The following is a 23,592-nucleotide window of genomic DNA, read 5'->3' as shown; positions in this document are numbered from 1 at the left end:
TGCAATGGCAGGTGCCCGGACCGGACAGGAAACGGATGGATATTATTCGGCCGGCGGTTCGGTCTGCAGCTGCGCCACCAGGGTGGCCAGCGCCTCATTGCGGCCATCCTGCAGATCGGCCAGCTCAAACCGGCCGGTGATCGCCTCCATCGACAGCTCGATGTTCTTGGAGACCTGGCCGCGCGCGCCCACCGGGCCGAAATGCTCGCCGTTCACCGCAAAATAGATGGCGCTGCTTTCACCTGTGCGCAGGCGCGGCGCATCTTCGGTCATCGGCACCTCAAAGCGCTGGCCCGCGTCCATGATGGTTTCCAGGATCACGCTGCCATCGGCCGCGGTAACCTGCACCCATGAGGGACGCACCGCCACCATTTCGACGCCTGGCGCGGCTTCGGCCACCACCTGCGGCACCGGCTGCGACAGCGCGTCTTCCTCATAGCTCATGCTGGCCTCGGCCAGGGCGACGCTGGGCAGCTCCGGCGCGGCAAAGTTGCCGATGGTGGAGGGATCCAGGGTCGAGATCGGCGCATCGCGCGCCACCAGTACCGGCACATCCAGCGCCTGCGGGCGGTAAAGCCGATCCAGCGCCTCAGCCGCCGGGTCCTGGCTGCCCTCGGCAACGTCCAGCACCGCGCTGCTGAGCGGGTCGAGATCCGCCAGCACCGCCGGGGTCTGATCCACCGGCGCAAATTGCACCTGCTGCACCTCCTTCAGAACAGCCCAGCCGCCATAGGTGATGCCGCCGATCAGCGCTGTCAGCACCATCAGCGAGCCAACCGCGCGCGGTTCTATCTGGCTGAGGAAACTGCTGGGGGCGGGAATGAACGGCGTGTTCGGCGAGGCAAAGGCATCGCCGCCCAGGCCTGTGGACTTGGCGGCTGGCGCCGCGCCCGCCTTGGTGCGGCTGGACGCCTCGGCGGACATGCCGTGGGCCACGGAAAAACCGCTTTCCTGGCAGAAATCCTGGAACGCCTGCTCGGCATCCATGTTGAGGTAGCGCGCGTAGGAGCGGACATATCCGGCGATGAAGCCGGGGGTGTCGAACGCAGAAGGGTCGGAATTTTCGATGGCAGCGATGTAAGAGGCCTTGATCCGCAATTCGCGCTGGACGTCCAGCAGCGATTTGCCCATTGTCGCCCGTTCGCCGCGCATCACGTCGCCAAGCTTCAACTCGAAATCATCAAAACCCTTGGGCTCTGCTGTTTCGCCATGCTCTTCCTGCTTGCGCTGGGTGAAGCGCCCGATCATGCCTGCCGTCCCATAAATGCCTGCCGCCTCGTTTCAGAGTGGTGAAAGAATCACAGTCGCGACTCAGATCCGCTCATTGGTTGACAGCAGCGTAACACACTCAGTGTTAATTTACACTGATCAGTATGTTAACCGGCAAGTTCGGCACGATTCAGCGCACAATGCGACCACAATGAGTCCATTGCCTTGACCAGCGCGTCGATCTCCTTGGGACCGTGCACGGGCGACGGCGTGAAGCGCAGCCGCTCGGTGCCGCGCGGCACGGTGGGGAAGTTGATCGGCTGCACGTAGATGCCGTAGTCCTCCAGCAGGTGGTCAGACAGCACCTTGGTGTGGACCGGATTGCCGACAATCACCGGAACGATGTGGCTGCCGTGGTCGATGATCGGCAGGCCCAGCCCCTTGAGGCGCAGTTTCAGCACCTTGGCCTGGTCCTGATGCTTGTCGCGCAAGTCCTGCGCGCCCTTCAGATAGGCAACCGAGGCCGCCGCCCCTGCCGCCACCGCAGGCGCCAGCGAGGTGGTGAAAATGAAGCCCGGCGCATAGGAGCGGATAGCGTCGCACATCTTGGCCGACGCCGCGATATAGCCGCCCATCACGCCGTATGCCTTGGCGAGGGTGCCGTTGATGATGTCGATCCGGTGGGCCAGCTGATCACGCTCGGTCACACCGCCGCCGCGGGGGCCATACATGCCGACCGCGTGCACCTCGTCGATATAGGTGAGCGCGCCGAATTCCTCGGCGAGGTCGCAGATTTCCGCAATCGGGCCAAAGTCGCCGTCCATCGAATAAACCGATTCAAAGGCAATCAGCTTGGGCGCGCTAGGGTCATCAGCCTCCAGCAGCTCGCGCAGATGGGCGACGTCATTGTGGCGGAAGATACGCTTGGCGCCGCCGTTGCGGCGCACGCCTTCGATCATCGAGGCATGGTTCAGCGCGTCGGAATAGATGATCAGCCCCGGGAACAGCTTGGGCAGCGTGCTCAGCGTTGCATCGTTGGCGATATAGGCAGAGGTGAACAGCAGCGCCGCTTCCTTGCCGTGCAGGTCGGCCAGTTCGGCCTCCAGCTGCTTGTGATAAACCGTGGTGCCGGAGATGTTGCGGGTGCCGCCGGAGCCTGCGCCGGTAGAATCGATGGCATCATGCATCGCCTGCAGCACAACCGGGTTCTGGCCCATGCCAAGGTAGTCATTGCCGCACCAGACGGTGATGTCCTGCTGGCTGCCGTCCGGGCGGGTCCAGACCGCATGCGGGAAATGGCCCTTCTTGCGCTCAATGTCGATGAAGGTCCGGTAGCGTCCCTCTTGGTGCAGGCTGGCAATTGCAGCGTCCAGTTTCGCGGTATAGTCCACCGGCATCTCCATAGCTAATTGTGCTCCTCAAAAGCACGCGGGCTGTGTAAAGGGCTCGGCCGTCTGGCAGTATGACCACATTCACGTTCAGGAATGGTTACCGCAGGCGTCCCTTCTGATCAACTGCATACGCCCCGGCAAGGGTGCGCAACATTGATGCAGGTCAAATAGAACTTAATCAAAGGCCGGGCAAGGACAGCAGCGGCCAAGCTGTGGCCGTTTGCGTCGCAGGCGCCGCCGATTCCGCGCCCGGCTGCACCGGATCGGAAACCTGCGGCCGCGACCAGACCGCAGAATTCCTGCGCTGCCCCCTCTGGCCCCTCTCCCGGGGCACTGCTAGGGTCCGCGGCAAATCGGCCTTTCCCCGGGCCTCCCCGAATTACAGGAGAGCACAATGGCATTGAATGATGTTCTGGACCGGATCGACGCAGAGCTGGACGCCGCAACAGAGCGGCTGATGGAGCTGTTGCGGATCCAGTCGATTTCCACCGATCCGGCCTATAAGGCGGAGTGCGATCAGGCAGCAGACTGGCTGGTCGCGGATCTGAACTCTATCGGGGTCAAGGCAGAGAAACGCGCAACCCCGGGCCATCCGATGGTGGTGGGCCACGTGGGCGAGGACAACACCGATGTCCCGCATGTGCTGTTTTACGGCCATTATGATGTGCAGCCGGTCGATCCGCTGGAGCTGTGGAACACGCCGCCGTTTGAACCGCAGCTGGAAGACACCCCGAACGGCACCGTGATCCGCGGCCGCGGGGCGTCGGATGACAAGGGCCAGCTGATGACCTTTGTCGAGGCCTGCCGCGCCTGGAAGGACGTGAACGGCTCCCTGCCCTGCCGCATCACCTTCTTCTTCGAGGGCGAAGAGGAATCCGGCTCACCCTCGCTGATCCCCTTCATGGAGGCCAACGCCGAAGAGCTGAAAGCCGACATCGCGCTGATCTGCGACACTTCGATGGTGTCGCGCGGGGTGCCGTCGATCTCCTCGCAGCTGCGCGGCATGCTCAAGGATGAGTTCACCGTGATCGGCCCGCGCATCGACCTGCACTCCGGCCACTACGGCGGCCCCGGCCTGAACCCGCTGCGGGTGCTGTCGGAAGTCGTCGCCTCCTTCTATGACAATGACACCGGGCGCGTCGCGGTCGAAGGCTTCTATGAAGGCGTGCACGAGGTGCCCGAAGACCAGCTGCGCCAGTGGCAGAACTGCGGCTTTGACGAGGCCGAGTATCTGAACTCGGTCGGCTACACCCGCCCGCACGGCGAAAAAGCCTATTCCACCCTGGAACAGCAATGGGCCCGCCCGACGCTGGAGGTGAACGGCCTCTGGGGCGGCTACAACGGCGCGGGCTCCAAGACCGTGATTCCGTCGGAGGCGCACTGCAAGATCACCTGCCGCCTGGTCGGCGACATGGACCCGGACGCGCTGCGCAGCAAGATCCGCAAGCACGTCGAGGACCGCCTGCCGGTGGATGCCTCGGTGCGCTGGGACAACGACCTGGAAGGCTCGCCCGCCTCGGTTATGAACATCTCCCGCCCTGAATTCGAGGCCGCCCGCGGCGCGCTTTCGGACGAGTGGCAGCGCGAGGCGGTATTCTGCGGCATGGGCGGCTCAATCCCGATTGCCGGCTACTTCAAGTCGATCCTGGACATGGACGCGATGCTGATCGGCTTTGCCAATGACGACGACGCCATCCATTCGCCGAACGAGAAATACGACCTGAAGAGCTTCCACAAGGGCATCCGTTCCTGGGCCCGCGTGCTGGACGCCCTGTCCCGCAAGTAACGGACGCCAGGCGGACGCTCTCCGGGGCGCCGCCCGGTCCCGCAGCTTCCGGGCTGGGGGCGCGCATGGAAGCGCTCCCGCCCGTCATCGGGCCTTTGGCAAGGCCCTCTTCCCGTTGGGCATGGCGCCGCTTGCGCGGCGCGCGCCGTGCAGCAGCACGGTGCCGGGCCCAAGGCTTTTGGGGCTGCATCTTTGATGCGGCGCCAAGGCGCGGGAGCCCCTCCCCCAATGCGCAAACGCAGCGGCAGGCTTGATCCTGTGCCGCCCGCAGGGTCCAATCCCCGCACCGCAAAGCAGCGAAGGGGGAAGACCATGCCAGCATCACCTCAATCCGGCAGCCTGCAGGTGAACGGCCAGCAGATTGCCTATACCTTGCGCGGCGGCGGCCCGCCGCTGCTGCTGCTGCACGGCTTCCCGCAAACCAAGGAAATGTGGGAGGACACCGCCCCGGCCCTCGCCCGCCGCTTCACCGTGGTGACGGCGGATCTGCGCGGTTACGGCGCCAGTTCCAAGCCCGAAGGCATGGAGGCCATGAGCTTCCGCAACATGGCTGCCGACCAGCTGGCGCTGATGCAGACGCTGGGGTTTCCCCGTTTCCACCTGGCGGGCCATGACCGCGGCGGGCGCACCGCGCACCGGCTGGCGCTCGACGCGCCGGAGGCGGTGGCCAGCCTGACTGTGATGGACATCATCCCGACCCACCTGCTGCTGGACCAGCTGACGCATCAAGTGGCGCGCGCCTATTACCACTGGTTCTTCCTCGCCCAGCCCGCGCCGCTGCCGGAACGGATGATCGGCGCCGATCCGCAGGCCTATTTCGAAAGCTGCCTGCTGGGCTGGGGCGGTGCATCCCTGTCTGATTTCCCGCCCACGGCGCTGGCAGCCCACCGCCGCGCCTGGGACGATCCCGCCTGCGTCCATGCCATGTGCAACGACTACCGCGCCGCCATCGGCGTCGATTTTCACGACGATGCCCGCGACCTGGGCCGCAAGGTGCACTGCCCGGCGCTGGTTCTTTACGGCGCAGACGGCGCCATGGCCAAGGCCTATGACGTCGCCGCGACCTGGGCGCCGCGCCTGCAGGACATGACCGCGCAAGGCGTCCCGGGCGGGCACTTCTTCATTGACAGCAGCGCCCGCGAAACCGCTGCCGCGCTGCTGGAGTTTCTCACCCCCCTGCCGTCCCTGTAGCGGCCCCGCAGCGCGGCAGTTCTCTGCCGCAATTTGCGTTCGTTTTACGCACGCCGATTAAGACTTGCTTATCGCTCTTGGCCTAGCCTGCCCGGTAACACGCACGCCCTTACAGACGGAGACAGCAGATGGTTCAGAGCAGGTTCAAACGGCCGCCCGGGTTCGAAGGCAATCAGACCGACCCGGAAGAAAGCTACCGCGCCGGCTATCAGCACGGCACCCGCGTGCTGCTGCGCTACCTGGAAGCCAACCCCAAGCCTGATATGGAACTCCTGAGGAAATGGGTCGATTCCGAGCTGACCGGCTGGCGCCACGACACCAGCGCGGAACCGGTGCCGCCCTCGCTCTAATGCCCTTTCGCCTCTGCATGGCTTGCCAGGCGGAGGCGCAGGCGCCAGGCTGCCTGCATGACGATTGAGATTCTCACTGACGGCCCGCGGCTCGCCGAATTCCTGGCCCTGGAAACAACGGTATGGGAGGCGCTGGCGGCGGGCGACCCTGCCGCGGACGCCCGGATGCTGACGGAGGATTTCCTGGGCGTCTACCCCAGCGGCTTTTCGGACAAGGCAAGCCACTGCGCGCAGCTGCAGAGCGGGCCGGTGATGGCGGACTACCGCCTCAGCGATGCCCAGATGCGCGTCCTTACGCCGGAGGCTGTTCTGCTGTCCTACCGCGCCGCCTACCGTCCGGCTGGCAGCGGGGACTGGAAACAGATGCTGATTTCCTCGCTCTGGGAGAAGGACGAACACGGCTGGCGCAACAGTTTCAGCCAGGACACGCCGGAACCGGCAGGCTGACCGGCGCGCGCGGAGCGTCCGGCACCGGATCAAGTCATTATCTTGTTCACAGGAAGAAAGTGGCGCGGTTGACGGGGCTCGAACCCGCGACCCCCGGCGTGACAGGCCGGTACTCTAACCAACTGAGCTACAACCGCATTTTCGCCTTGCGGCGGACCGTTACCGGCCCTGGTCCCCTCCGGGGCGGATCCTGATTGACCCCAGGATGGGGTGCAGCAGTGGCGCGGTTGACGGGGCTCGAACCCGCGACCCCCGGCGTGACAGGCCGGTACTCTAACCAACTGAGCTACAACCGCCCGCTGCACATCCAGCATCGCTGCTGAATGTTGGGCTGTAATATTCCCCGCCCCCTAAGCCGTCAAGCCGTGTTTTGCCTTTTTCGGAACTTTCCGGAAAAAAAATGACCTAAGCCCCGTAACGCCTTGAAACTTCTGCAAAAACACCCTACCCGCACCGCCGCCTGGGCGATCTTAGGTATTGCGTTGTAAGGGGGGATGGTGGGTCGTGAGAGGCTCGAACTCCCGACATCTTCGGTGTAAACGAAGCGCTCTACCAACTGAGCTAACGACCCGATGAGCGGGGATTTAGACAAAGCCGCCCGGCAGTTCAAGAGCAAAAAGCAGATTTTTTGAACCGCCCTGCCCGGTCACTCCAGAACCGTCTCTGCCCCGTTTTCCAGCACATACACGCAGCCCTGCCCGTTCGGCAGCGCCGCCATCCGGTCCCGGCTCAGCCCGCAGACAATGCCGCGCATCACCTGCCCCAGCAACCCATGCGCCACCACCACCGACGGGCCGGTCAGCGACTGCATGAAGTCCAGGATGCGGCCATGAAAACTGTCATACCCCTCGCCGCCCGGCGCTTCGCAGAACAGGTCCAGATTGCGCGGGTTGTTCCCGTGAACCTGCGGGTACTGCGCTGCGACCTCATCCAGCGTCATGCCTTGGAAATCCCCGGCAAAAGCCTCCGCCAGGCGGGGATCGGTCACAAACGGCGCGCCGCCCAGGGCGATATCCGCCGTCTGCTGCGCCCGGCCCAGGGGCGAGGCATAGCAGGCCGGGCTCTGCGCCATCACCGGCGCCATCAGCGCGGCCTGGCGGCGGGCGTGCTGAACCCCCAGCGGCGTCAGCGGTGATTCCAGCTGCCCCTGGATGCGCCGCTCGGCGTTCCATTCGGTCTGCCCGTGCCGCAGCAGCCAGATTTTCGGAAATCGCATCACATGCCCCTTGCCCGGTGTCTCAGGCAAATTGGTAGCGGCAAGCCGCCGCCGGCGGAACCCCGGAAACGAAGAAAGGCGCTCAACCTTTGCAGGGAGCGCCTTTCCAGAAAAATGGTGGGTGATAAGAGATTTGTACAACCCCACGGCAAGAACATCTATAAAACCCTTATTTCATTGACGAAATTATCGAAAAGTACAATGGTTTTCCAGTCAGAAGTACAATGGAATCGCCGCGATGCCGACCGCCAAACAGCAGGCTAAAGAACAAATCGAGTTCCCCAGATACATGGCGGCATACTCCCGCCAAAACCGGGTGGCATTCAAATATCTGCGCGACGTTCCAAAAGCCCTACAGCCTCTTCTTGGGCGAAAGAGATGGGACCTGTCGCTTGGAAGCAAATTCGATCAAGCAAAGGTCAAATGTGAGGCGTACACCAAAGAACATGACCGCATCATTGCTCTACTCAAAGACAGTGAATCCCGCTCTGATGTGATCAGGCGTGGCATAGAAGATTTCTCCGCGGCCAAGCTCCGCGATGACATAGAAGACTATCCCGACTCTTTCGCCCTTTCGTGGCGCGACACGGAGGAACACTTAATAGGCGCGGCCAAGTTGTCGCCGCAGTACGAAAGGGAGTCCCTCGCCGCATTTGCGTGGCAAGCGTTCGGGGACCGGTCGCACATTGACCAGATCAAAGAACCCTCACCCGTCCTGAAAGAGGCTCTCTCCTTGCCGGTGGCAACACCTCCTGATGGGGGCGATACCATGTCACAAGCTCTCTACGCGGCCATGCAGACTGTCTTGAATGACCGACTTTCCGAACTCGTAGGTAAGTCCAAGGAAAGTGACGCCTATCGTCTTTCATCCCTTCGAGAGCGCTACTTCAAGCTCAATAATTCAAGCGCGGCGACCATGCGGAGCTACCGCGGCAAGATCGACGCAATGACGGACAAACTGGGCGACTTACCGCTGCACCAGTTCACGCCAGAGAAACTGCGTCTCTATCGCGATCATCTGCTTGAAGAAGGTCTGAAACCGGATTCAGTGGCGCAATATTTCGCCCCCGTGAAAGCGATCATGCGATGGGCCATCTCTGAAGAACTGGTGCCCGGATTCGATGCGATGCCGACCGACAAAGTGAAAATGCCGCGCAATGACACCCCGGTCGAAGAGTCGCGGTGGCAACGGTTCGACGACGACGAAATCAAGCATGTGTGGGGGCTGGTTCAGGAAGCGTGGGGGCCAGAGTCCAAGTACACACCCGAAAGACAGGAAGCGTTCAAGTGGGCGTTCAGGGTGGCACTCTACACCGCCGCGCGACCAGTCGAGATATTCCGCATGAAGCCTGAAAACGTGATGCCGGACTTTATCACCATGACAACAGGCGATGTAAAAACCCGGATCAGCCGCAAGTTGCCTCTAACCAAACACCTTAGCGGCTTTTTCGAATTCATGCAGGACGGCGGATGGAATTTGGGCAAAGCCAAACCCGAGTCCGTCGCGGGGACCATGTCGGACTCCTTCACCAAGTCTATCAGAGCGGCTGGTTTCACTAATGACCGGCAGGTCTTGTACAGCACCAAAGACACGCTGGTGGACCGATTGCAGCGAGCTGGGCATTCTGATGATATTATTCGCGGGATAACGGGCCACGTCTCCGGACAAGGTCAGCTCCGGAACTATAAAACCCGCCTGAACGATACGCCAGAAGGTCTGGCTATGCTGAGAACCGCGCTAGACGCCATCACCTACTGGTGACCCACGCAACATCCAACAACGTACAGGCCCGCCGGATTGGCGGGCCTTTTTCTTTTTGAACGACCACGTAAACAACGTGACCCGTTTGTCCGCTCAAGTTTGGTGGGGGGCTAGCTCTGTGGTATTATTTGACCATCGGCTGGCATCGGGGATGCAGACCGAAGCGCCGGGGGCGCTATTTCTTCCATCGTTACCAATAAGGACCGCAGATGCTGACAACCCGTCAGGTCGGTGAAGCGCTGGGTATTTCATATCACGTCGCTCGCCGCCTTTTGAACCATCCGTTTCCCTTGCCGTACGTCTTGGCACCTTCAAGCTCGAAGGGCGGAGGCAGGGAAAAGAACTATTCCATCAGCGCCGTGCTTCCACGCGTCAAGGACGCAGGCTTCGGCGACACTTTTTACATCCACGCACTTTTTAAGAAGGGAAACTATCCATGGCTGCCCACGAACTGAACACTATCGAAAATCTGGAACGCGGCTTGACTCCGCCGCAGGTAGAAAAGCTGGAAAAGGTTCGGCAGAATATGGCGCTGTCGCTGGCGCGCGAGTACGGAAACCGCCTTTCGCCTTTGATGACTGAGAAGCTGGCGCAGGAAGTAATCTTGCGGCCTGAGGTGCTCGCGCACCTTGAGGGTGCAACCGTCGCAGAACTGCCTTCAGACCCCTCTGGCTGGGCGCAGTGGGCGCGTGACGCAGTTAGTGAATGTGAATTCTCCCAGCGTTCTCTGGCATCATCGGATGATGAACTGCGCGAACGGTTGACCCGTGAAGTGTTGGCAGAAATTCCTCGCGCGCGGAAGATGGCACTGGCGCGCGAGGCTGGCAAGCTTGATGCCTTCATCACTGAACAGGTGGCCCAGCGCTTCGAGCGCGCAATTGCAAATGGGTATGGGCACGGAAAGAACTGACAACTCCGCCATACCAGCCCCGGCGGGTCCTTCTCCTTCCCGCCGGGGCACCAAACTTACCAGACAAGGAAAACAAAATGTACGAATCCCATATGATTGATGACCTCGCAGACCTCTTGCTGAAGGAAGCCAACAAGTCGCGTGGGCGTGGCTTGCGTATCTCGCTGCCGTGGTTGGTGAACGTGCTGGACGGTGACGGCAAGCTCGCGCGTCATGTCCTGCGCCGTGCGGGATTTTCTCCTGACCCCGCGACTTACAGCACCGGGCGGAGGGCCGCAGAGTTGGGAGATTTCTCCTACCCGCCTGTGCTTGCCGACAACCTGACGGACGTGCTGGATGAATACGCGCCGGTTTGAAAGCTCCGACAGATGTGCTGCGCTCAAAGTGACGCAACGTCACTTTGAGCGCAGGATGTGCCATTTTCCAAGGGCGTCATTTTATGTGACACTCAGCAATTCGGCATTTCTTCCCAGCAACTCTGAACTTAGCGGCGGGAAGCTAAATTGGCAGATGTGCTATTTCCCGAAATGTCAGTTTCCGTGACAATCAAAGTCTCAAAAAATCACACAAAGTCAGTATGTTACATTTGACTGCCGTTCGAATTCTTACCAAGTTCGTCACATTCGAAACGAAACGGAGGAATGAAAATGGCAGAAGTTTTCCCGCTGGGGAGCCGTGAGGCTGAAGAGTTCATGCTCCTGACGGAGTTGGTCTGTACTGGTGCTGAAATCAGTGAAGCATCGCAGGGTCCGCTGTCAGTGCCCATGGTCAGGGAACTGAAGGAGCTACAGGCGCAGTTTGCTGCACACTTAGCGGACGCCGAGAGGTACGTACGCGGAATGGCACCATGAAGAAGTACGACCGCGCCTGCCTGACGAAGTGACAGCAGGTAAGCCAAGCGCAATTTGGCAAGCTCAGGATGAATTAGAACCGGTTTGCAATCTGTAAGGAAAGGGCCGCGTCAGCGGCCCAGTCAGAGACACACTGGGGCGGCAGGCTTGTCCTGTTTCTACTGCCGCCCGTCGCCCCACAGGATGGGGCCGAATGAACAGGTCTGAAGGAGAGAGAAAATGAAATGATTGACTGCGCAAGGAGAAATACGAATGGCAGGAAACACGGCGCAGGTATATGACCTGAGCGAAGAACTGTCCCGCGAACAGGCGCGCAACCGCGCGCCGTGGAACGTGGGGGAGACTTGGAACGACGCGTATATCCACGGCGAAGCATCCGAAGTATTCGACGCCCTTATGGGCTGTACCGCCCCCCTTATCGAAAAGGATTGGGGAAAGCGGTTCATGCCGACGCGGGGCTGGCGTCCGAAGGCAAAGACTTGGGGCGAATGGCTGGACGACTCCTTGACGTGGCACCGCGAAGACGACCGGAAGGACGGCGCGGGGTACGTGTTCGGGGCGAGCGCCAACGGCGAGCGCAAGGCAGAGAACATGCGCGGCATGGTTGCGATGGGCTTGGACATTGAACCGGAACAGCCACTTGCGGACGTCATTGCCCGGTGCGAAGCCTCCGGCCTCGCAATCGTCCTGTACACCTCTTACAACCACGAACGGACTACGGACTGCGAGGCCGTGGACAAGATTCTGGAGTATGGCGACGAAGTATCCACGGAAGCCGTCCGGGCGTACCTGCGCCACAAGGGGGCGTATTCCGAAGACTTCATTTCACAGTGCGAACTGACCGACCCCCGCGCCGATATTGACGGGAAGATTCAGGCCGTTTGGTCCTGCCCGCCCTTGCAGAAGATGCGCGCCGTCGCGCTCTTTGCGGAGCCGATTGACGTCACGACGCTGGACCCGAGTCCGAAGCGCGGTCAGGAGATTTGGGCGAACAAGGTCCGGGGGCTGGCCCGGATGCTGGGCGTGCGGATCGACCCCGTGGCGACTGACCCCAGCCGGATTCTGTACATCGCCAAGCACCGCCCCGGCGCTGACTGCTACTGCGCCGTTTTCCGGGGCCGTTCCGTCCAGTGGGATGAGATTCCGGAGGTCGCAAGGGGCGCTGACAATCCGTTTTCGCAGGCAGGAAGCGGCAAGGGTGGCACTACCATCCCGGACGTAACCACCAGCATCGGAATCGACGTGACCGCGTTGTATCGACGCTACGGCAAGCGGTGGATGCTGGCGGACATGCTGTCTGAATCCCACGTCGCGAAGGGTGTAGGCAGCGACCGCCTGCACGTCGAATGCCCGTTCTCCGACGAACACACCAGCGAAAGCGGCCTCACGTCCACGACCGTTTGGAATGCCGGGGAATACGCGGATCACGACTTTGCGTATGTACGTTGCCAGCACACGTGCAAGGACCGGTACCATACCGTGAACTACATCGCCCGGTGGATCGAAGACGGAGTCATTGATCCCGATTGGCTGGAAAGCGACTCCTTCATGATCGGCGCGCCTGACCAGCCGGGACCCTTTGAAGAACTGACCCCGGCAGAACTGGAAGAGGAACGAGTGGAAGCGGCTGAACAGGCGGCGGATTTTGAGGCTCAGGCGGCTGCGTTTACGATGGACGCCAACGAGTCGGACGTCGAATATTTCATCGGCGTAGCACACACTGCGGGCGTCACCGACAAGGCAATTCGGGGGCGGATCAATGCTTTCCTTGCGAAGCAGACCGCGCTCAAGCTGGATGACGTTCGGGGCATCTGGGATAGGCTGGACCGGGCCGAACGGGCTGACGCCCGCAGGCAGCTTGCCGAGGCCCGCCGCAAGTCTGCACCTGCGCCTTTCGTTCCGCTGGGAGAGGCCACCACCGCCACCGTTGAACGTGCCGCGCAGAACGCAGCGTGGCTGCCTGATTTCGTGACCTACAAGGCCGGGTGGTTCTATGCCCCGGACTTTGACAAGCCGGACGCAGGTCCCAAGCGCCTGTGCCGCGCTTTCGAGGTCCCGTTCGTCGCCTTCGGCGAAACCGAGGAAGGCCGCACGAATGAAATCACGATCCGGTATCGCCACCGGTCAGCGCAGCGGGGTATCGTGGAGTCGGTCTATTCCATCGGGGACGCCTTCCGGGATTCCGGTAGCCTTATTTCCCGTCTCGCTGATGACGGACTCGAAATTGACGCCGTGGCAAAGGTTCCGGTGATGGTGGCCCTGCTGAAGGCAGTGCAGACCGACAATGAAGCTGTATTGGTGCAGAAGCCGGGGTGGTTTGGAGACACCTATGTATCGCCCACGGGGAACGTGGTGAACGAAGGTGAGACCCGGTACATCCTTGATCCCAAGGCCCGCGTTAGCGGGAAGACGCGGGGCACGCTGGAAGACCATCACTTTTACGCGTCCACCGCCCTGACGGGCGTCAACGGCAGGTATTTCATGCCCGGTTATCTCTCTGGACTCGTGGGGATGGTGGTCGATTACATCGAAAATGATGTATCTGTTATCCTTGCGCATGAAGGCGACGGCGGGCGCGGCAAGTCGTCGGCAGGCAAGGCCGGTGCGGCGCACCATGCCTCACCGGATGCTACCGGTCTTTTCGACAAGGCAGATGCGACGCCTGCCTATGTCGAGACCAAGGCGGAACAGGCCAACGGCGCGGTGTACGTTCTGGACGAAGACGGCGCATCCAAGCTGGACGCGAACGAGAAGCAGCGGACGCTTATGCAGTGGGCGGAAGGTCAGGGACGCGGACGGGGCACGGCAGACGGCGGACGGCGGAGGACTCGGTCATGGCGTACCTGTTTCGTTACCTCTGCTGAGCGTGACATGTTGCGGGTGTTTGAGGCGGCGGGCGTTGATACGAAGACCGGCACCATTGCCCGGACGTTTTCCGTCAATTTCAGCAGCGCGGCGGAGCTTGCCCCGGACAGCGATGAACTGGCGGCGATCAAGGTCTTGTCCGGCGATGACCGGGAACGGGCGATTTTTGGAGTGACCGCACCGGTTTTTGCCGAAGCGCTGGCGAAGTTGGGGCGGGATGAGGTGCGGAGCCGCGTCCGTGGCATCATGGATGAATGGTCCGACCTTGCGCCGGGGTCTTCTGCCCGCCGGGTGGTCCGTGTCGCTGCTATCTTCGCGGTGACCGGAGAAATCGCACAGGACGCGGGATTGTTTTGTAATGTCCCCGTACGCGAATACATGCGCGCGCTTCTCGAAGACAATATGGACGTCCGCATGGGCCATCTGGACACCGACCGGCAGCAGGTGGAGGCGTTGCGTACCGCACTCCGCCGGGGCATCCAGACGGGCGACGTAGTGACCATGCATGAAGAACGCGAGTTCAACCGGCAGGAAATTCTCGGATATTACGGGCACCTGTCAGAGAACGGACGGCCCGACGATACCGCCCATAACAAGATGCAGGACCCGGAAGCAGAAATGCTGGCCCGTACTTATATCATCCCGGTCAACCGGTTGGGCAAGCTTGGCATCACGACCGACCCCAAGGCCCTCGCGGACCGCCTGAGGGGGGGTGGACGCCCTTATCGAACGCAAGAAGGGTGACCGGATGCAGTGGTATCATGAATACGTACCCGGCGAAGGGCGTGAAAAGAACATCCGGGTTCCGGGAATGTTTGTACACGGATGACGGTAGAGGGGCGCGTTAGCGCCCCTTTTGTCCAACGGATGAAGGTAGAGGGGCGCGTTAGCCCCCCTTTTGTCCAACGGAAGGCTAGGCGGACAACGAAATGGACAAAAGAAAATCGTCTTTATTCAATTGGTTGATGTCTATTTGTCCATTTGTCCGCGTTGTCCAATAAATTTTGGATGGACCGACCCGGACAGAGACATACACCCCCGGCGGCGCAGTCAGGGGTATGTGTTTGGCGGGGGGACGGGACCCTATATATATTGGACAAATAGACAAATGGACAAATAGTGACAATCGGACCATAAAAATAAGGGGCTTGAAGAGGAAATCTATTTGTCCGTCATTTGTCCACGCCGCCGAACGTGGACAAATGGGCCCTGATAGCGCCTATCGCTTATTTCCTGCTTGGACCTGCTTGAACTGGGCTTTTCGCCCACGCAACTGGGCTTCGAGACGCTTCGCCTGTTCAGGGTTTTTAACCTTCCGAAGTTCGTCCAAAACAAGATGGATGCCTTGTCTCTGCCTGTTCGGTACGGTCACACCCGATGGCGTGAGAATGACCCCAGTTATTTCGGCGGGGCGTTCCCGCCGTGCCTTCTCCTTATGGGCGGCGTACCGATGCCCATGACGGTGGAGTGTCTTTTTTACTTCCCAGATCATGGACTCTGGCACAGTGTCGCCGGATACGGTCAAATCATCAGCGTAGACACTTAGCTTGCAGCCTGCGCCCCTAACGCATTTTTCAAGCTCTTCCCACATATCAAGGTATGCGAAGTAGGCAAGAATTGGGCTGCAGGGACTTCCTTGAGGAAGAACCCCCTCGTGCGTGACAATCTTGGCAAGGATAACTGCAACATCCGGTGAGCATTCCATGCGACGACGGAAAAACCAGATGACCTTGTTGATTGTGCAGCTTGGAAAGAAGTCCTCGATATCCAACAATCGGACCGACCGAGACCCAATGTGATGTGCCGCATTGTCTACATATGACCGCCCTGCCACAGGAGCGAAGAGGTAATCAGGTGGTGCGATCCGTCCCAACAGGTCCGAAATCCGAGCCTGTACAGATTTAAGAGGGGGGATAGGAGCGCTAATGTCGCGTGACCCACCCTTCTTTTTGGGTTTCTTAAAACGTATATAGCCTGTCTCAAGGTGAGACAGCTTCTTAAGCTTAGCAGGTGACACCTGCAAGAGTTTCGCCAACTTTGCCTTAGAGCTAAGGCGAAAAAATGGGCTGTCCCTCAACCCGTACTTACGATTCACCATTTGCGGTTTTAGCCTCGATGAACTGCAAAAACTGCAGGACCTTCCCCGCAATTGCAGACTTTGCTCTGGTCGCCTTCGATGGGTTGCCTAGGTTCTCGGAGAAGAACAGAATCGAAGAGGCGGGAATTCCAAACTCATCTGAGTACTTTTGAATTACATCCATGGATGGGGCTTTCTTGCCCTTCTCCAACTCCGATATGTAGGACTTTGATAGCCCAAGTCGTTCGGCGAGTTCTTGTTGCTTTATATCGTGATACACGCGGATAAGGCGGAGCGCTTCCGAAAGCATCGCTTTTCCTTTCTTGAACAGGGATACAATGGAAGCGACTTAGCTACCGGGATCACCCATCAGGGCATTCCACAGCCGCCAGAGGCGGTAAGCACACAACCCTATCCGGATTGCCCACTTAAGCAGGAACGGAGCGCGCAGCCATGAAGGCCATTTGCTCGTTCTTTTCAGTCGCTGTTGTCGTTCATTAGTCTTCAAGTCCATTTTCTGGTCTCCTTCTTACCCACTCGATTCAACGTGAACCGAGTGTCATCGCGAGCAAGAAGTGCGGACAACGACAACCAAACCAAGGTACCAAGAGACCCACGGGTCATCTGTGGGTCTCTGCTTCGCCGCGCCGTGTCCTCTGACGTCCCTGAGGGGGCCGGAGGCCGTGGGGCCGGTTAAGCGGTAGGAGGCAAGGCCTCCCGCGAGCCTTGCGGCTCAAGATGTGACGACTTTTCCTTCCACTATGACTAACTGAGATTTTAGATAGGTGAACCCCCGCGTGATTGCAAGAAAAAAGTTCGCCATTAGCGAACTTTTTTCGAGCGTTTCTAGATCTGGTGTTTTGTAACGTGACTGAAACTGCGTCAGCCGCCACGCGCCCCAACGTGAGCAACATTCAAAAATATGCAAGCAATGCTGACATATTATTAATCAACTGAAAGACTCAAATATTGCAGGCCCGAAACGCACCGTTTCCACATAAGTAATTGAAAAGACTCGCGAATCATGCTGGCGCATGCCATATAAAGATCACAACGAACGATGACTGCTTTTATGAAGGGCCAGCATGACCAAGAAATACGTGATTTACCGCCGCGTCTCGACCGCTTCACAAGGCGAGTCGGGCCTTGGTCTGGAAGCTCAGGACCGCGATATTGCGCTATTCTTGGACAACTACAGCGACACCCCCTTTGAGGTTCTGGGCACTTTCACGGACGTCCTGAGCGGCGCTGACGCGCACCGCCCCCAACTCGCCGCAGCCATCGAACTGGCAAAGAAGGAGCGCGCGGAGCTGCTGGTATCGAAGCTCGACCGACTGTCTCGGAAGGTCAGCCAAATTGCCGCACTGATGGACGATCAGGCCCTAAAAATAAGGGTTTCGAGCATGCCGAATGCCGACAAGTTCAGCCTGCATATCTACGCCGCCTTGGCCGAACAGGAACGCGACTTCATTAGCCTCAGAACCAAGCAAGCCCTCGCCGCAGCCAAGGCTAGAGGCGTGAAGCTGGGCGGCCTGCGCGACAAGACAATGAAGCGGAATGAGGCCGCGAAAGAAGCCGCTGACGCGGCTGCTGACCGTGTCGCCTCTATCGTCCTTCCCATGCGGGAATCCGGTGCGTCGTATCAGAAGATCGCCGATGCCTTGAACGCCGCTGGTGTGCCGACTCCAAGAGGTAAGAAATGGGCTTCTATGAGCGTCAAGAACGCCGCTGACAGGCTGTCCGCCCGCGCCGCCTGAGTAGGTCGCAGGCCGCGTCAGCGGCCCTCAGACGGCCTGATATTGGCTAAGGTGGCATAACAGGACAATACGGCGCGCCGCGCCTGCTGAACTTGTGTTTGGCGCACTAGCTGCCTCACCAGACGGGCAAAAACCGGTTACAAAATTGAAACCAAAGGCATGGGACCCGTCTGGGGAGTACGCCCATCGCTCAAAGGGGCGACGGGTGCTACCCACCGACCGCTATGCAACCGCGTCGAAGTGATGTTTAGCACATCCGTTGCTATCTGACCCTGATCCCGTTGCGCACCACCATTTTTCGCCCGGTATAAAACTCCGCACCGCAGGGGACCCAGCCGCGCAGTAAAGACCCCTCTTTCCATCACGATTCAGCCCTAGTAATTTTCGACAGAAATCAGAATTTTGTTGCACCCATCCTAGCCCAAAGCCCTTGGAGCAATAGGTCAATATTGACCTGTCCCGGCGCTCAGTTTTTTGAAGGGACCGACTTTTCTGTACAATGGGGTATCTCCACAGTCAGAGTTGCGCGATTTTTCTCTGTTCGGTCCCGCGAGACTGCGCGGCACTGATCGGTCTGGCACCCTGCCCGATCCGCGCAGCCGCTTTCATCATGCCTTGTCCTGCTCTGCCGCTCGCTCCTGATTGAGCCGGAAGAGGCGCGCCAGAATCTCATCGTCGGTCAGCTTGCCGTCGCGCCAGTCATCGCCCCAGCCGTAGGCCTCTGCCACGGCTTCATCCAGCTTCTTGTGGACATGGTCCAGCCACGCGGGGCGGGCGTTGTAAAGGTTGGTCAGGGTGCGCTTCTTGAGTTCCTTCGCGGCCTTGTCGTCTTTAGGTATCAACCGTTCAGGGTAGCCTTCGACAACCTCGGGAACCCTGTCCAAGAGGTCAGGCGGGTTCAGCCAGTTTTCACGCAGGCGGTCTAACTCTGCGGCGGCTTCGGCGATCTTCCCAGCGCAAGGGTCTTTGGCGTAGTCGAAAGCAGGAATGTTCGGGGTCAGGCCCACTGGAAAAGGGAAGGTCTCAAAGGTCGTGGAAGGGGTGTAGCGGGGCCGATCTTCGAGGGACGTGCCCATCCGTAGGGCCCAAAGTTCGTGGAAGCGGGAATGCAGAATGCCGAAGGTGACATCGTCGTCTCGGGCAACAACTATAACAAGGTTCTCAGGAACATAGCTTGCTTCCAGCCAAACAAATACACGGTGCTTCGCGACCATTGCCGTTCCAATATAGCGCGAATAGCGTCGCAGAGCATGGTACATCTCAGGGCGGTGACGTTCGTAAAGCCACCAGTGAACGCGATTTTTCTCCGTGCGACTTTCCTGTCGCCTGGGAAAAATCTCTTTCTTAGCGAACTCGAAGACCGCCTCATAGAGTGCCGCCTCCTCAACCTTGGTGCCCGGTCCGAAATCCACGATCCAGCGGTCTGTTCTACGGCGCACTAACTCAGTGCCGTTTACGGATCTCTTCAGCACGTCACTGTTAGGCTTTCCGTGCGGGTTCCCAACCTTTGCCAAAAGACCTCGCGCAACACTGCCTTCCAAATCGAATGGCCCTGACTTGGTTACTCCCATGAAAGAGAGGCGGCGGTTCTCCCCAAGCCTCGAAGCCGAGGTAAAGTCCAATTTTTCACTTGCCGTCAAATCTGAGTGAATCCGCGCAACACTTAGGGCGTCGAGAACCGCACCGTTTGACTCGGTAGCCTGCTTGGTATCGAAGCAAACCATGGAAACCCTCACCGCTGCTCCTTCGACGGTCCAGTCCTCGTCGGACCAAGCATTGAAGATGCGCCCGGCTTCCACGATGGGTTTCAGGACCTCTCGGTTCGCGCCGCCTCGGATAGAATTCGTCGAAACCAGTCCAGCACGTTTCAGTCGGCGCGATTGCATCATTTCCCATGCCTTGGCAAACCAGTAGGCCACGAGGTCCACGCCGCCGGGGACGCCTTTCCATGCCTTGCGCAGGTCTGTCGTGTATTTTTCGCCCAACACCGCGATCATACGCTTGTTCCCCAGGAACGGCGGGTTGCCGACTACAACATCCGCATCGGGCCAGTCGGCCATGGCCCCATCCGGGGCAAGTACGGCGTCCCGGTTCTCGATAGTATCCAGCGGACGCAGGATCGGGTTGCGCGCGGCGTCGAAGCCATTCCGACGCATCCACTGGATTTCCCCAACCCAGACAGACACTCGCGCTAGTTCGGCGGCGTAGGGGTTCAGTTCGATCCCCTTCACGCATTCCGGACCGATGGTCGGGAAACCACGCGGCAACCCCAAGGCCTCAGCCTCAAGGTTCGTACGGTGTTCAATGTCCTTTAGCGCCAAGAGGGACAGGTACAGAAAGTTCCCTGACCCACAGGCCGGGTCCAGCACGCGGAAGCCCCGCAGACGCTCCAGAAACGCCGCGTGAAGGCGTTCCGCCGCTTTCTCAGCCTTGGTCCGGGCAGCCCGTGACTTGGCGCTCTCCGCCTTCTTCAGTGCCGCTTCAATCCGGGCTTTTACCCCGCCCCATTCTATAAGCAGCGGCTCCACCACGACCGGGTTGACGATCTGCATGATCTTGTCACGGTCGGTATAGTGAGCGCCAAGCTGAGAGCGCTTGTCCGGGTCTAGCCCGCGCTCGAACAGAGTGCCCAAAATTGAAGGGTCGATTTCGGACCAATCCAGTTTCGCGGCGGCGAGCAGGTCCGCTACATCCTGTTGTTCAAGGTCCAACGCGTTGCCATCATCGAACAGCCCGCCATTGAACCATTCAACCTTTTCCAGACCAACCTTACCAATTTCCTTGGAGGCCATAGCGTTGAACAGCAGTTCAGCATTCTCGCGAAAGTCCTCCGGGACCTTAAGTGAATGTTCAAGAACGCGCTGGAACATCTTGTTCGGCAAAAGGTCCACGTCTTCTGCAAACATGCAGAAAACCAGACGGTTCACGAAATGAGCGACAGTCTGCGGGTCGTGTTTGCGGTTGCGCAGACGCTGCGCCAGCGAAGCGAACTTCTGCGCAGCTTCTTCGGTCAAGGCCTGCCGGGTCTTGGCTGGGCGCAGGCTCTCCGGATCAGTGAAGCAGGCACGAAGGAAGTCGCGCTTGCTGGCATCCAGAAGGTCCGGCGTGGTAATTTCGTGGACCTGCTGAACGGTGTTCGTCCAGTTCGTGTGAATACGGATGCGCGTCATGTCCGACACGATCAGAAGCGGCGGGTTTTCCAGCGCTATGGAGTATTGCAGAAGCTGGTCGAAGGCTTTGTCCAAATCCTTCTTCTTGCCCTTGTACTCCCATGCAAAACACCCTTTGCGCCAAACGTCCGCCCAGCCCTCCCCGCCTGATGTTTTGGACGCACCGCGTTCGAATGTGAACCAGTCGCCCTTGGGGTCAGCACTGATGGGGTCTTCAATTCCGAGAAGTGCACAGAGGTCGTTGAAATGGGACTGGGAAGCGCTTCGCTCCTTCAGCTCCGAAGCTTCCCATTTTTTTATGAAGTCAGTGGCCTGCATTAAATCACCTGAGTTTTCTCAATGCATAGCACCTAGGCGGCAATAAGAACCAGCACAACTCAACCCTTGCGACATACAGTTTCGGCAGACGTCACCCCCCTATGGTTTCGCTTCAATAGATACAGCTCGGAGCACACACACCCTTCGAATGTGCGGATGCCTAAGGCCGCTTGCGCTCGTACGAATCCGAACCGGCTATGGAGGACACGAAAAATGAGTCGCAAGCCTGTGCTTCACAAGGCCAATTTCAGAGCGAATTCCGCTTCTGACTGGGCCGAAAAGTACAATGGCTAGCCCGGCAAGAGTACAATGGAAGCCGTTCTTAGTCGGTTGCCGACAACGCCTAAAGCAACTGAATTTAAACAGAATTTCACCAAGGAGGAAGGTGGTGGGTGATAAGAGATTTGAACTCCTGACATCTTCGATGTGAACGAAGCGCTCTACCACTGAGCTAATCACCCGTGAGGCAGGCTTTTACCCGTCCGATGCAGGCTCCGCAAGAGGGCCGGCAGAAGATTTTTGCCCTTCGCTTGCATTTTCTTCAGGCGCGGTTGCAGCTGCATGCAGACGGCGCCGTGAACCGGTCAGCAGGCAGGCAGCGCGTCGCGCTGAATCATTGTGCGCAGCGTAAAGCTCGACCGCGTGTTGCGGATGCCCGGCACCCGCATCAGCTTGTCCTCCAGGAAACGGTCGAAATCCGGCAGGTCCTCGGCCACCACCCGCAAGAGGATATCCCGCGTGCCGGTCATCAGGTAACACTCCATCACCTGATCAAAGCGGCGCACTGCGCTCTCAAACGCGCTCAGCGCTTCGGTGGACTGCTTGTCCAGCTCCACAGCCACAAAGATGGTGACCGGAAGCCCCAGCTTGGCCTGATCGACCCGGGCGGAATAACCGGAGATCACCCCGCTTTCCTCCAGGCTCGCGACCCGGCGGGCGCAGGGCGTGGGCGACAGCCCGACCATGCCGGAAAGTTCCGAAATTTTCAGCCGGCCATTGCGCTGCAGCGCGGCGACAATCTTGCGGTCGATCGAATCCATGGAGGTTTCCCCTAAACGTGGCGCCCTGTGTGGAGGCTACCACCAAAACACCGGACTCCGGCACGGTTTTTTGGTGAAAACCGGCGCCGCGGCCCGGCTATTATCCGGATAGGTTTAGGAGGATCAATCCCAATGACAGTGACTGCCGTCGCATCCAGCAGCCATGAAGAAATTTTCCGCGTCGAGGAGCCGTCTGTCGGCCTCCTCGGCTTTATCGCCGTGCATTCCACCCAGCTGGGCCCGGCAGCCGGGGGCCTGCGCATGCGCCCCTATGCCAGTGAAGACGAAGCGCTGACTGACGTCAAACGCCTCAGCGAAGGCATGACCTACAAGAACGCTGCGGCGGGGCTGACGCTGGGCGGCGGCAAGGCGGTGATCATCGGCGATCCGGCCAAGGACAAGACGCCGGACCTCCTGCGCGCCTTTGCCCGCGCCATCGAGGGTCTGGACGGACGCTACATCACCGCCGAGGACATGGGCATGAGTCCGGCGGACATGGCGATCCTGGCGGAAGAAACCCGCTTTGTGGCTGGCCTGGCAGATGGCGAGTTTGCCAGCGGCGACCCCTCGCCGATCACTGCGCGGGGGATTTTCAACGCGATCCGCACCACACGCGCCCACAAGCACGGCAGCCGCGATCTGTCCGGCGTCACCGTGTCGGTGCAGGGCCTCGGCCACGTCGGCTGGTACCTCTGCCAGTTCCTGCATGAGGCCGGCGCCAAGCTGGTTGTCACCGACATCGACGAATCCCGTGTGGAGCGGGCGATTGAAGAATTCGGCGCCAAGGCCGTGCCGCTGGCAGAGATCTACAGCGCCGAGGCAGACGTCTTTGCCCCCTGCGCCATCGGCGGCATCCTGAACGCCCGGACCATCCCGCAGCTGAAGGCGGACATCGTCGCAGGCGGCGCCAACAACCAGCTGGCAACGGCTGAGGACGGTGCAGCGCTGCACGCCCGCGGCATCCTCTATGCGCCCGATTTCGTTGCCAACGGCGGCGGCATCATCAACGTCGCGACCGAGATCCAGAAGATCAAGGACCGCGAGGGATTTGTCGCCGAGAAGCTGCAGGCGCTGGATGAAACCATGGCAGCGATCCTGACCCAGGCCAAGGCGGCGGATGTCAGCCCTGCGGAAATGGCCATTGCCACCGTGCAGGCCAAGATGGAGAAGGCCAGCAAGGCCGCCTGATCCGTCACTCTGATGCGGCAGCAGCAGGGCGCTCCCGCGGCTGAACGGACCCCGGCCTGCGGCC

General features: G+C 59.9%; 19 protein-coding genes and 4 tRNA genes. 12 read left to right on the top strand and 11 right to left on the bottom strand.

The features are described from left to right. Nucleotides 1-42: 42 nt before the first annotated feature. On the bottom strand, nucleotides 43-1,248 hold the full coding sequence (locus CAER_RS0120925; RefSeq protein WP_027237209.1) for a helix-turn-helix domain-containing protein: 1,206 nt from the start codon (nucleotides 1,246-1,248) through the stop codon (nucleotides 43-45). A 128-nt stretch (nucleotides 1,249-1,376) separates the two neighbouring features. Further along, a complete protein-coding gene (gene hemA, locus CAER_RS0120920) occupies nucleotides 1,377-2,612 on the bottom strand; it encodes a 5-aminolevulinate synthase (RefSeq protein WP_051357821.1) in 1,236 nt (411 codons plus the stop codon). Between the two features lie 382 nt (nucleotides 2,613-2,994). Here hemA and CAER_RS0120915 point away from each other — a divergent pair, with 382 nt between their 5' ends. The 4 genes from CAER_RS0120915 to CAER_RS0120900 all read left to right on the top strand — a co-directional run bounded on the left by CAER_RS0120915 (nucleotide 2,995) and on the right by CAER_RS0120900 (nucleotide 6,374). After that, nucleotides 2,995-4,386, top strand: a complete 1,392-nt coding sequence (locus tag CAER_RS0120915; protein WP_027237207.1) for a M20/M25/M40 family metallo-hydrolase — start codon at nucleotides 2,995-2,997, stop codon at nucleotides 4,384-4,386. Between the two features lie 312 nt (nucleotides 4,387-4,698). Next, nucleotides 4,699-5,577: an alpha/beta fold hydrolase gene (locus tag CAER_RS0120910; RefSeq protein ID WP_027237206.1), complete on the top strand. Its 879-nt coding sequence runs from the start codon at nucleotides 4,699-4,701 to the stop codon at nucleotides 5,575-5,577. Between the two features lie 128 nt (nucleotides 5,578-5,705). Continuing rightward, nucleotides 5,706-5,927, top strand: a complete 222-nt coding sequence (locus CAER_RS0120905) for a hypothetical protein (RefSeq protein WP_027237205.1) — start codon at nucleotides 5,706-5,708, stop codon at nucleotides 5,925-5,927. A 57-nt stretch (nucleotides 5,928-5,984) separates the two neighbouring features. Beyond that, nucleotides 5,985-6,374 (top strand): nuclear transport factor 2 family protein, encoded by a 390-nt coding sequence (locus CAER_RS0120900; protein WP_027237204.1) that lies wholly within the window; start codon nucleotides 5,985-5,987, stop codon nucleotides 6,372-6,374. A 60-nt stretch (nucleotides 6,375-6,434) separates the two neighbouring features. Here CAER_RS0120900 and CAER_RS0120895 read toward each other — a convergent pair. From CAER_RS0120895 to CAER_RS0120880, 4 genes are all read right to left on the bottom strand, one after another. After that, nucleotides 6,435-6,511: transfer RNA gene (locus CAER_RS0120895), tRNA-Asp, on the bottom strand. Nucleotides 6,512-6,593: 82 nt separating this feature from the next. Continuing rightward, nucleotides 6,594-6,670, bottom strand: a tRNA-Asp gene (locus CAER_RS0120890). 199 nt (nucleotides 6,671-6,869) lie between these two features. Next, nucleotides 6,870-6,945, bottom strand: a tRNA-Val gene (locus CAER_RS0120885). Between the two features lie 75 nt (nucleotides 6,946-7,020). Next, nucleotides 7,021-7,590, bottom strand: a complete 570-nt coding sequence (locus CAER_RS0120880; RefSeq protein ID WP_027237203.1) for a histidine phosphatase family protein — start codon at nucleotides 7,588-7,590, stop codon at nucleotides 7,021-7,023. Nucleotides 7,591-7,828: 238 nt separating this feature from the next. Between CAER_RS0120880 and CAER_RS0120875 the strand changes: the two genes are divergently transcribed. The 6 genes from CAER_RS0120875 (at nucleotide 7,829) to CAER_RS0120855 (ending at nucleotide 14,722) form a co-directional block, all read left to right on the top strand. After that, nucleotides 7,829-9,352 carry a site-specific integrase gene (locus CAER_RS0120875; RefSeq protein ID WP_027237202.1) on the top strand — a complete coding sequence of 508 codons (1,524 nt, stop codon included), beginning with the start codon at nucleotides 7,829-7,831 and terminating at the stop codon, nucleotides 9,350-9,352. A 209-nt stretch (nucleotides 9,353-9,561) separates the two neighbouring features. Next, nucleotides 9,562-9,807 (top strand): hypothetical protein, encoded by a 246-nt coding sequence (locus tag CAER_RS29800; RefSeq protein WP_154667799.1) that lies wholly within the window; start codon nucleotides 9,562-9,564, stop codon nucleotides 9,805-9,807. Continuing rightward, a complete protein-coding gene (locus CAER_RS0120870; protein WP_027237201.1) occupies nucleotides 9,789-10,262 on the top strand; it encodes a hypothetical protein in 474 nt (157 codons plus the stop codon). The genes CAER_RS29800 and CAER_RS0120870 overlap by 19 nt, the downstream gene beginning before the upstream one ends. A 77-nt stretch (nucleotides 10,263-10,339) precedes the next feature. Continuing rightward, nucleotides 10,340-10,618 carry a hypothetical protein gene (locus CAER_RS0120865; protein WP_027237200.1) on the top strand — a complete coding sequence of 93 codons (279 nt, stop codon included), beginning with the start codon at nucleotides 10,340-10,342 and terminating at the stop codon, nucleotides 10,616-10,618. 291 nt (nucleotides 10,619-10,909) lie between these two features. After that, nucleotides 10,910-11,113: a hypothetical protein gene (locus CAER_RS0120860; protein WP_027237199.1), complete on the top strand. Its 204-nt coding sequence runs from the start codon at nucleotides 10,910-10,912 to the stop codon at nucleotides 11,111-11,113. A gap of 252 nt (nucleotides 11,114-11,365) precedes the next feature. Further along, nucleotides 11,366-14,722, top strand: a complete 3,357-nt coding sequence (locus CAER_RS0120855; RefSeq protein ID WP_027237198.1) for a DUF927 domain-containing protein — start codon at nucleotides 11,366-11,368, stop codon at nucleotides 14,720-14,722. A 475-nt stretch (nucleotides 14,723-15,197) separates the two neighbouring features. Here CAER_RS0120855 and CAER_RS29335 read toward each other — a convergent pair whose 3' ends face one another. Both CAER_RS29335 and CAER_RS0120845 read right to left on the bottom strand, forming a co-directional pair. After that, nucleotides 15,198-16,076, bottom strand: coding sequence for a reverse transcriptase family protein (locus CAER_RS29335; RefSeq protein ID WP_084299605.1), 879 nt, complete (start codon nucleotides 16,074-16,076; stop codon nucleotides 15,198-15,200). Then, a complete protein-coding gene (locus CAER_RS0120845) occupies nucleotides 16,063-16,365 on the bottom strand; it encodes a helix-turn-helix transcriptional regulator (RefSeq protein ID WP_027237196.1) in 303 nt (100 codons plus the stop codon). The genes CAER_RS29335 and CAER_RS0120845 overlap by 14 nt, the downstream gene beginning before the upstream one ends. 775 nt (nucleotides 16,366-17,140) lie before the next feature. Between CAER_RS0120845 and CAER_RS0120840 the strand changes: the two genes are divergently transcribed. Further along, a complete protein-coding gene (locus tag CAER_RS0120840; RefSeq protein WP_027237195.1) occupies nucleotides 17,141-17,812 on the top strand; it encodes a recombinase family protein in 672 nt (223 codons plus the stop codon). A 608-nt stretch (nucleotides 17,813-18,420) separates the two neighbouring features. Here CAER_RS0120840 and CAER_RS0120835 read toward each other — a convergent pair. From CAER_RS0120835 to CAER_RS0120825, 3 genes are all read right to left on the bottom strand, one after another. Then, a complete protein-coding gene (locus CAER_RS0120835) occupies nucleotides 18,421-21,300 on the bottom strand; it encodes a class I SAM-dependent DNA methyltransferase (RefSeq protein WP_027237194.1) in 2,880 nt (959 codons plus the stop codon). Nucleotides 21,301-21,686: 386 nt separating this feature from the next. Beyond that, nucleotides 21,687-21,761, bottom strand: a tRNA-Val gene (locus tag CAER_RS0120830). Nucleotides 21,762-21,884: 123 nt separating this feature from the next. Beyond that, nucleotides 21,885-22,340 carry an Lrp/AsnC family transcriptional regulator gene (locus tag CAER_RS0120825; RefSeq protein WP_027237193.1) on the bottom strand — a complete coding sequence of 152 codons (456 nt, stop codon included), beginning with the start codon at nucleotides 22,338-22,340 and terminating at the stop codon, nucleotides 21,885-21,887. Between the two features lie 132 nt (nucleotides 22,341-22,472). Between CAER_RS0120825 and CAER_RS0120820 the strand changes: the two genes are divergently transcribed. Continuing rightward, a complete protein-coding gene (locus CAER_RS0120820; RefSeq protein ID WP_027237192.1) occupies nucleotides 22,473-23,528 on the top strand; it encodes a Glu/Leu/Phe/Val family dehydrogenase in 1,056 nt (351 codons plus the stop codon). The last annotated feature ends 64 nt before the right edge of the window (nucleotides 23,529-23,592 follow it).

The sequence above is a fragment of the Leisingera caerulea DSM 24564 genome (genome assembly GCF_000473325.1).
Lineage (GTDB): Bacteria > Pseudomonadota > Alphaproteobacteria > Rhodobacterales > Rhodobacteraceae > Leisingera > Leisingera caerulea.
This window is presented reverse-complemented; position numbering and strand designations above follow the sequence as displayed.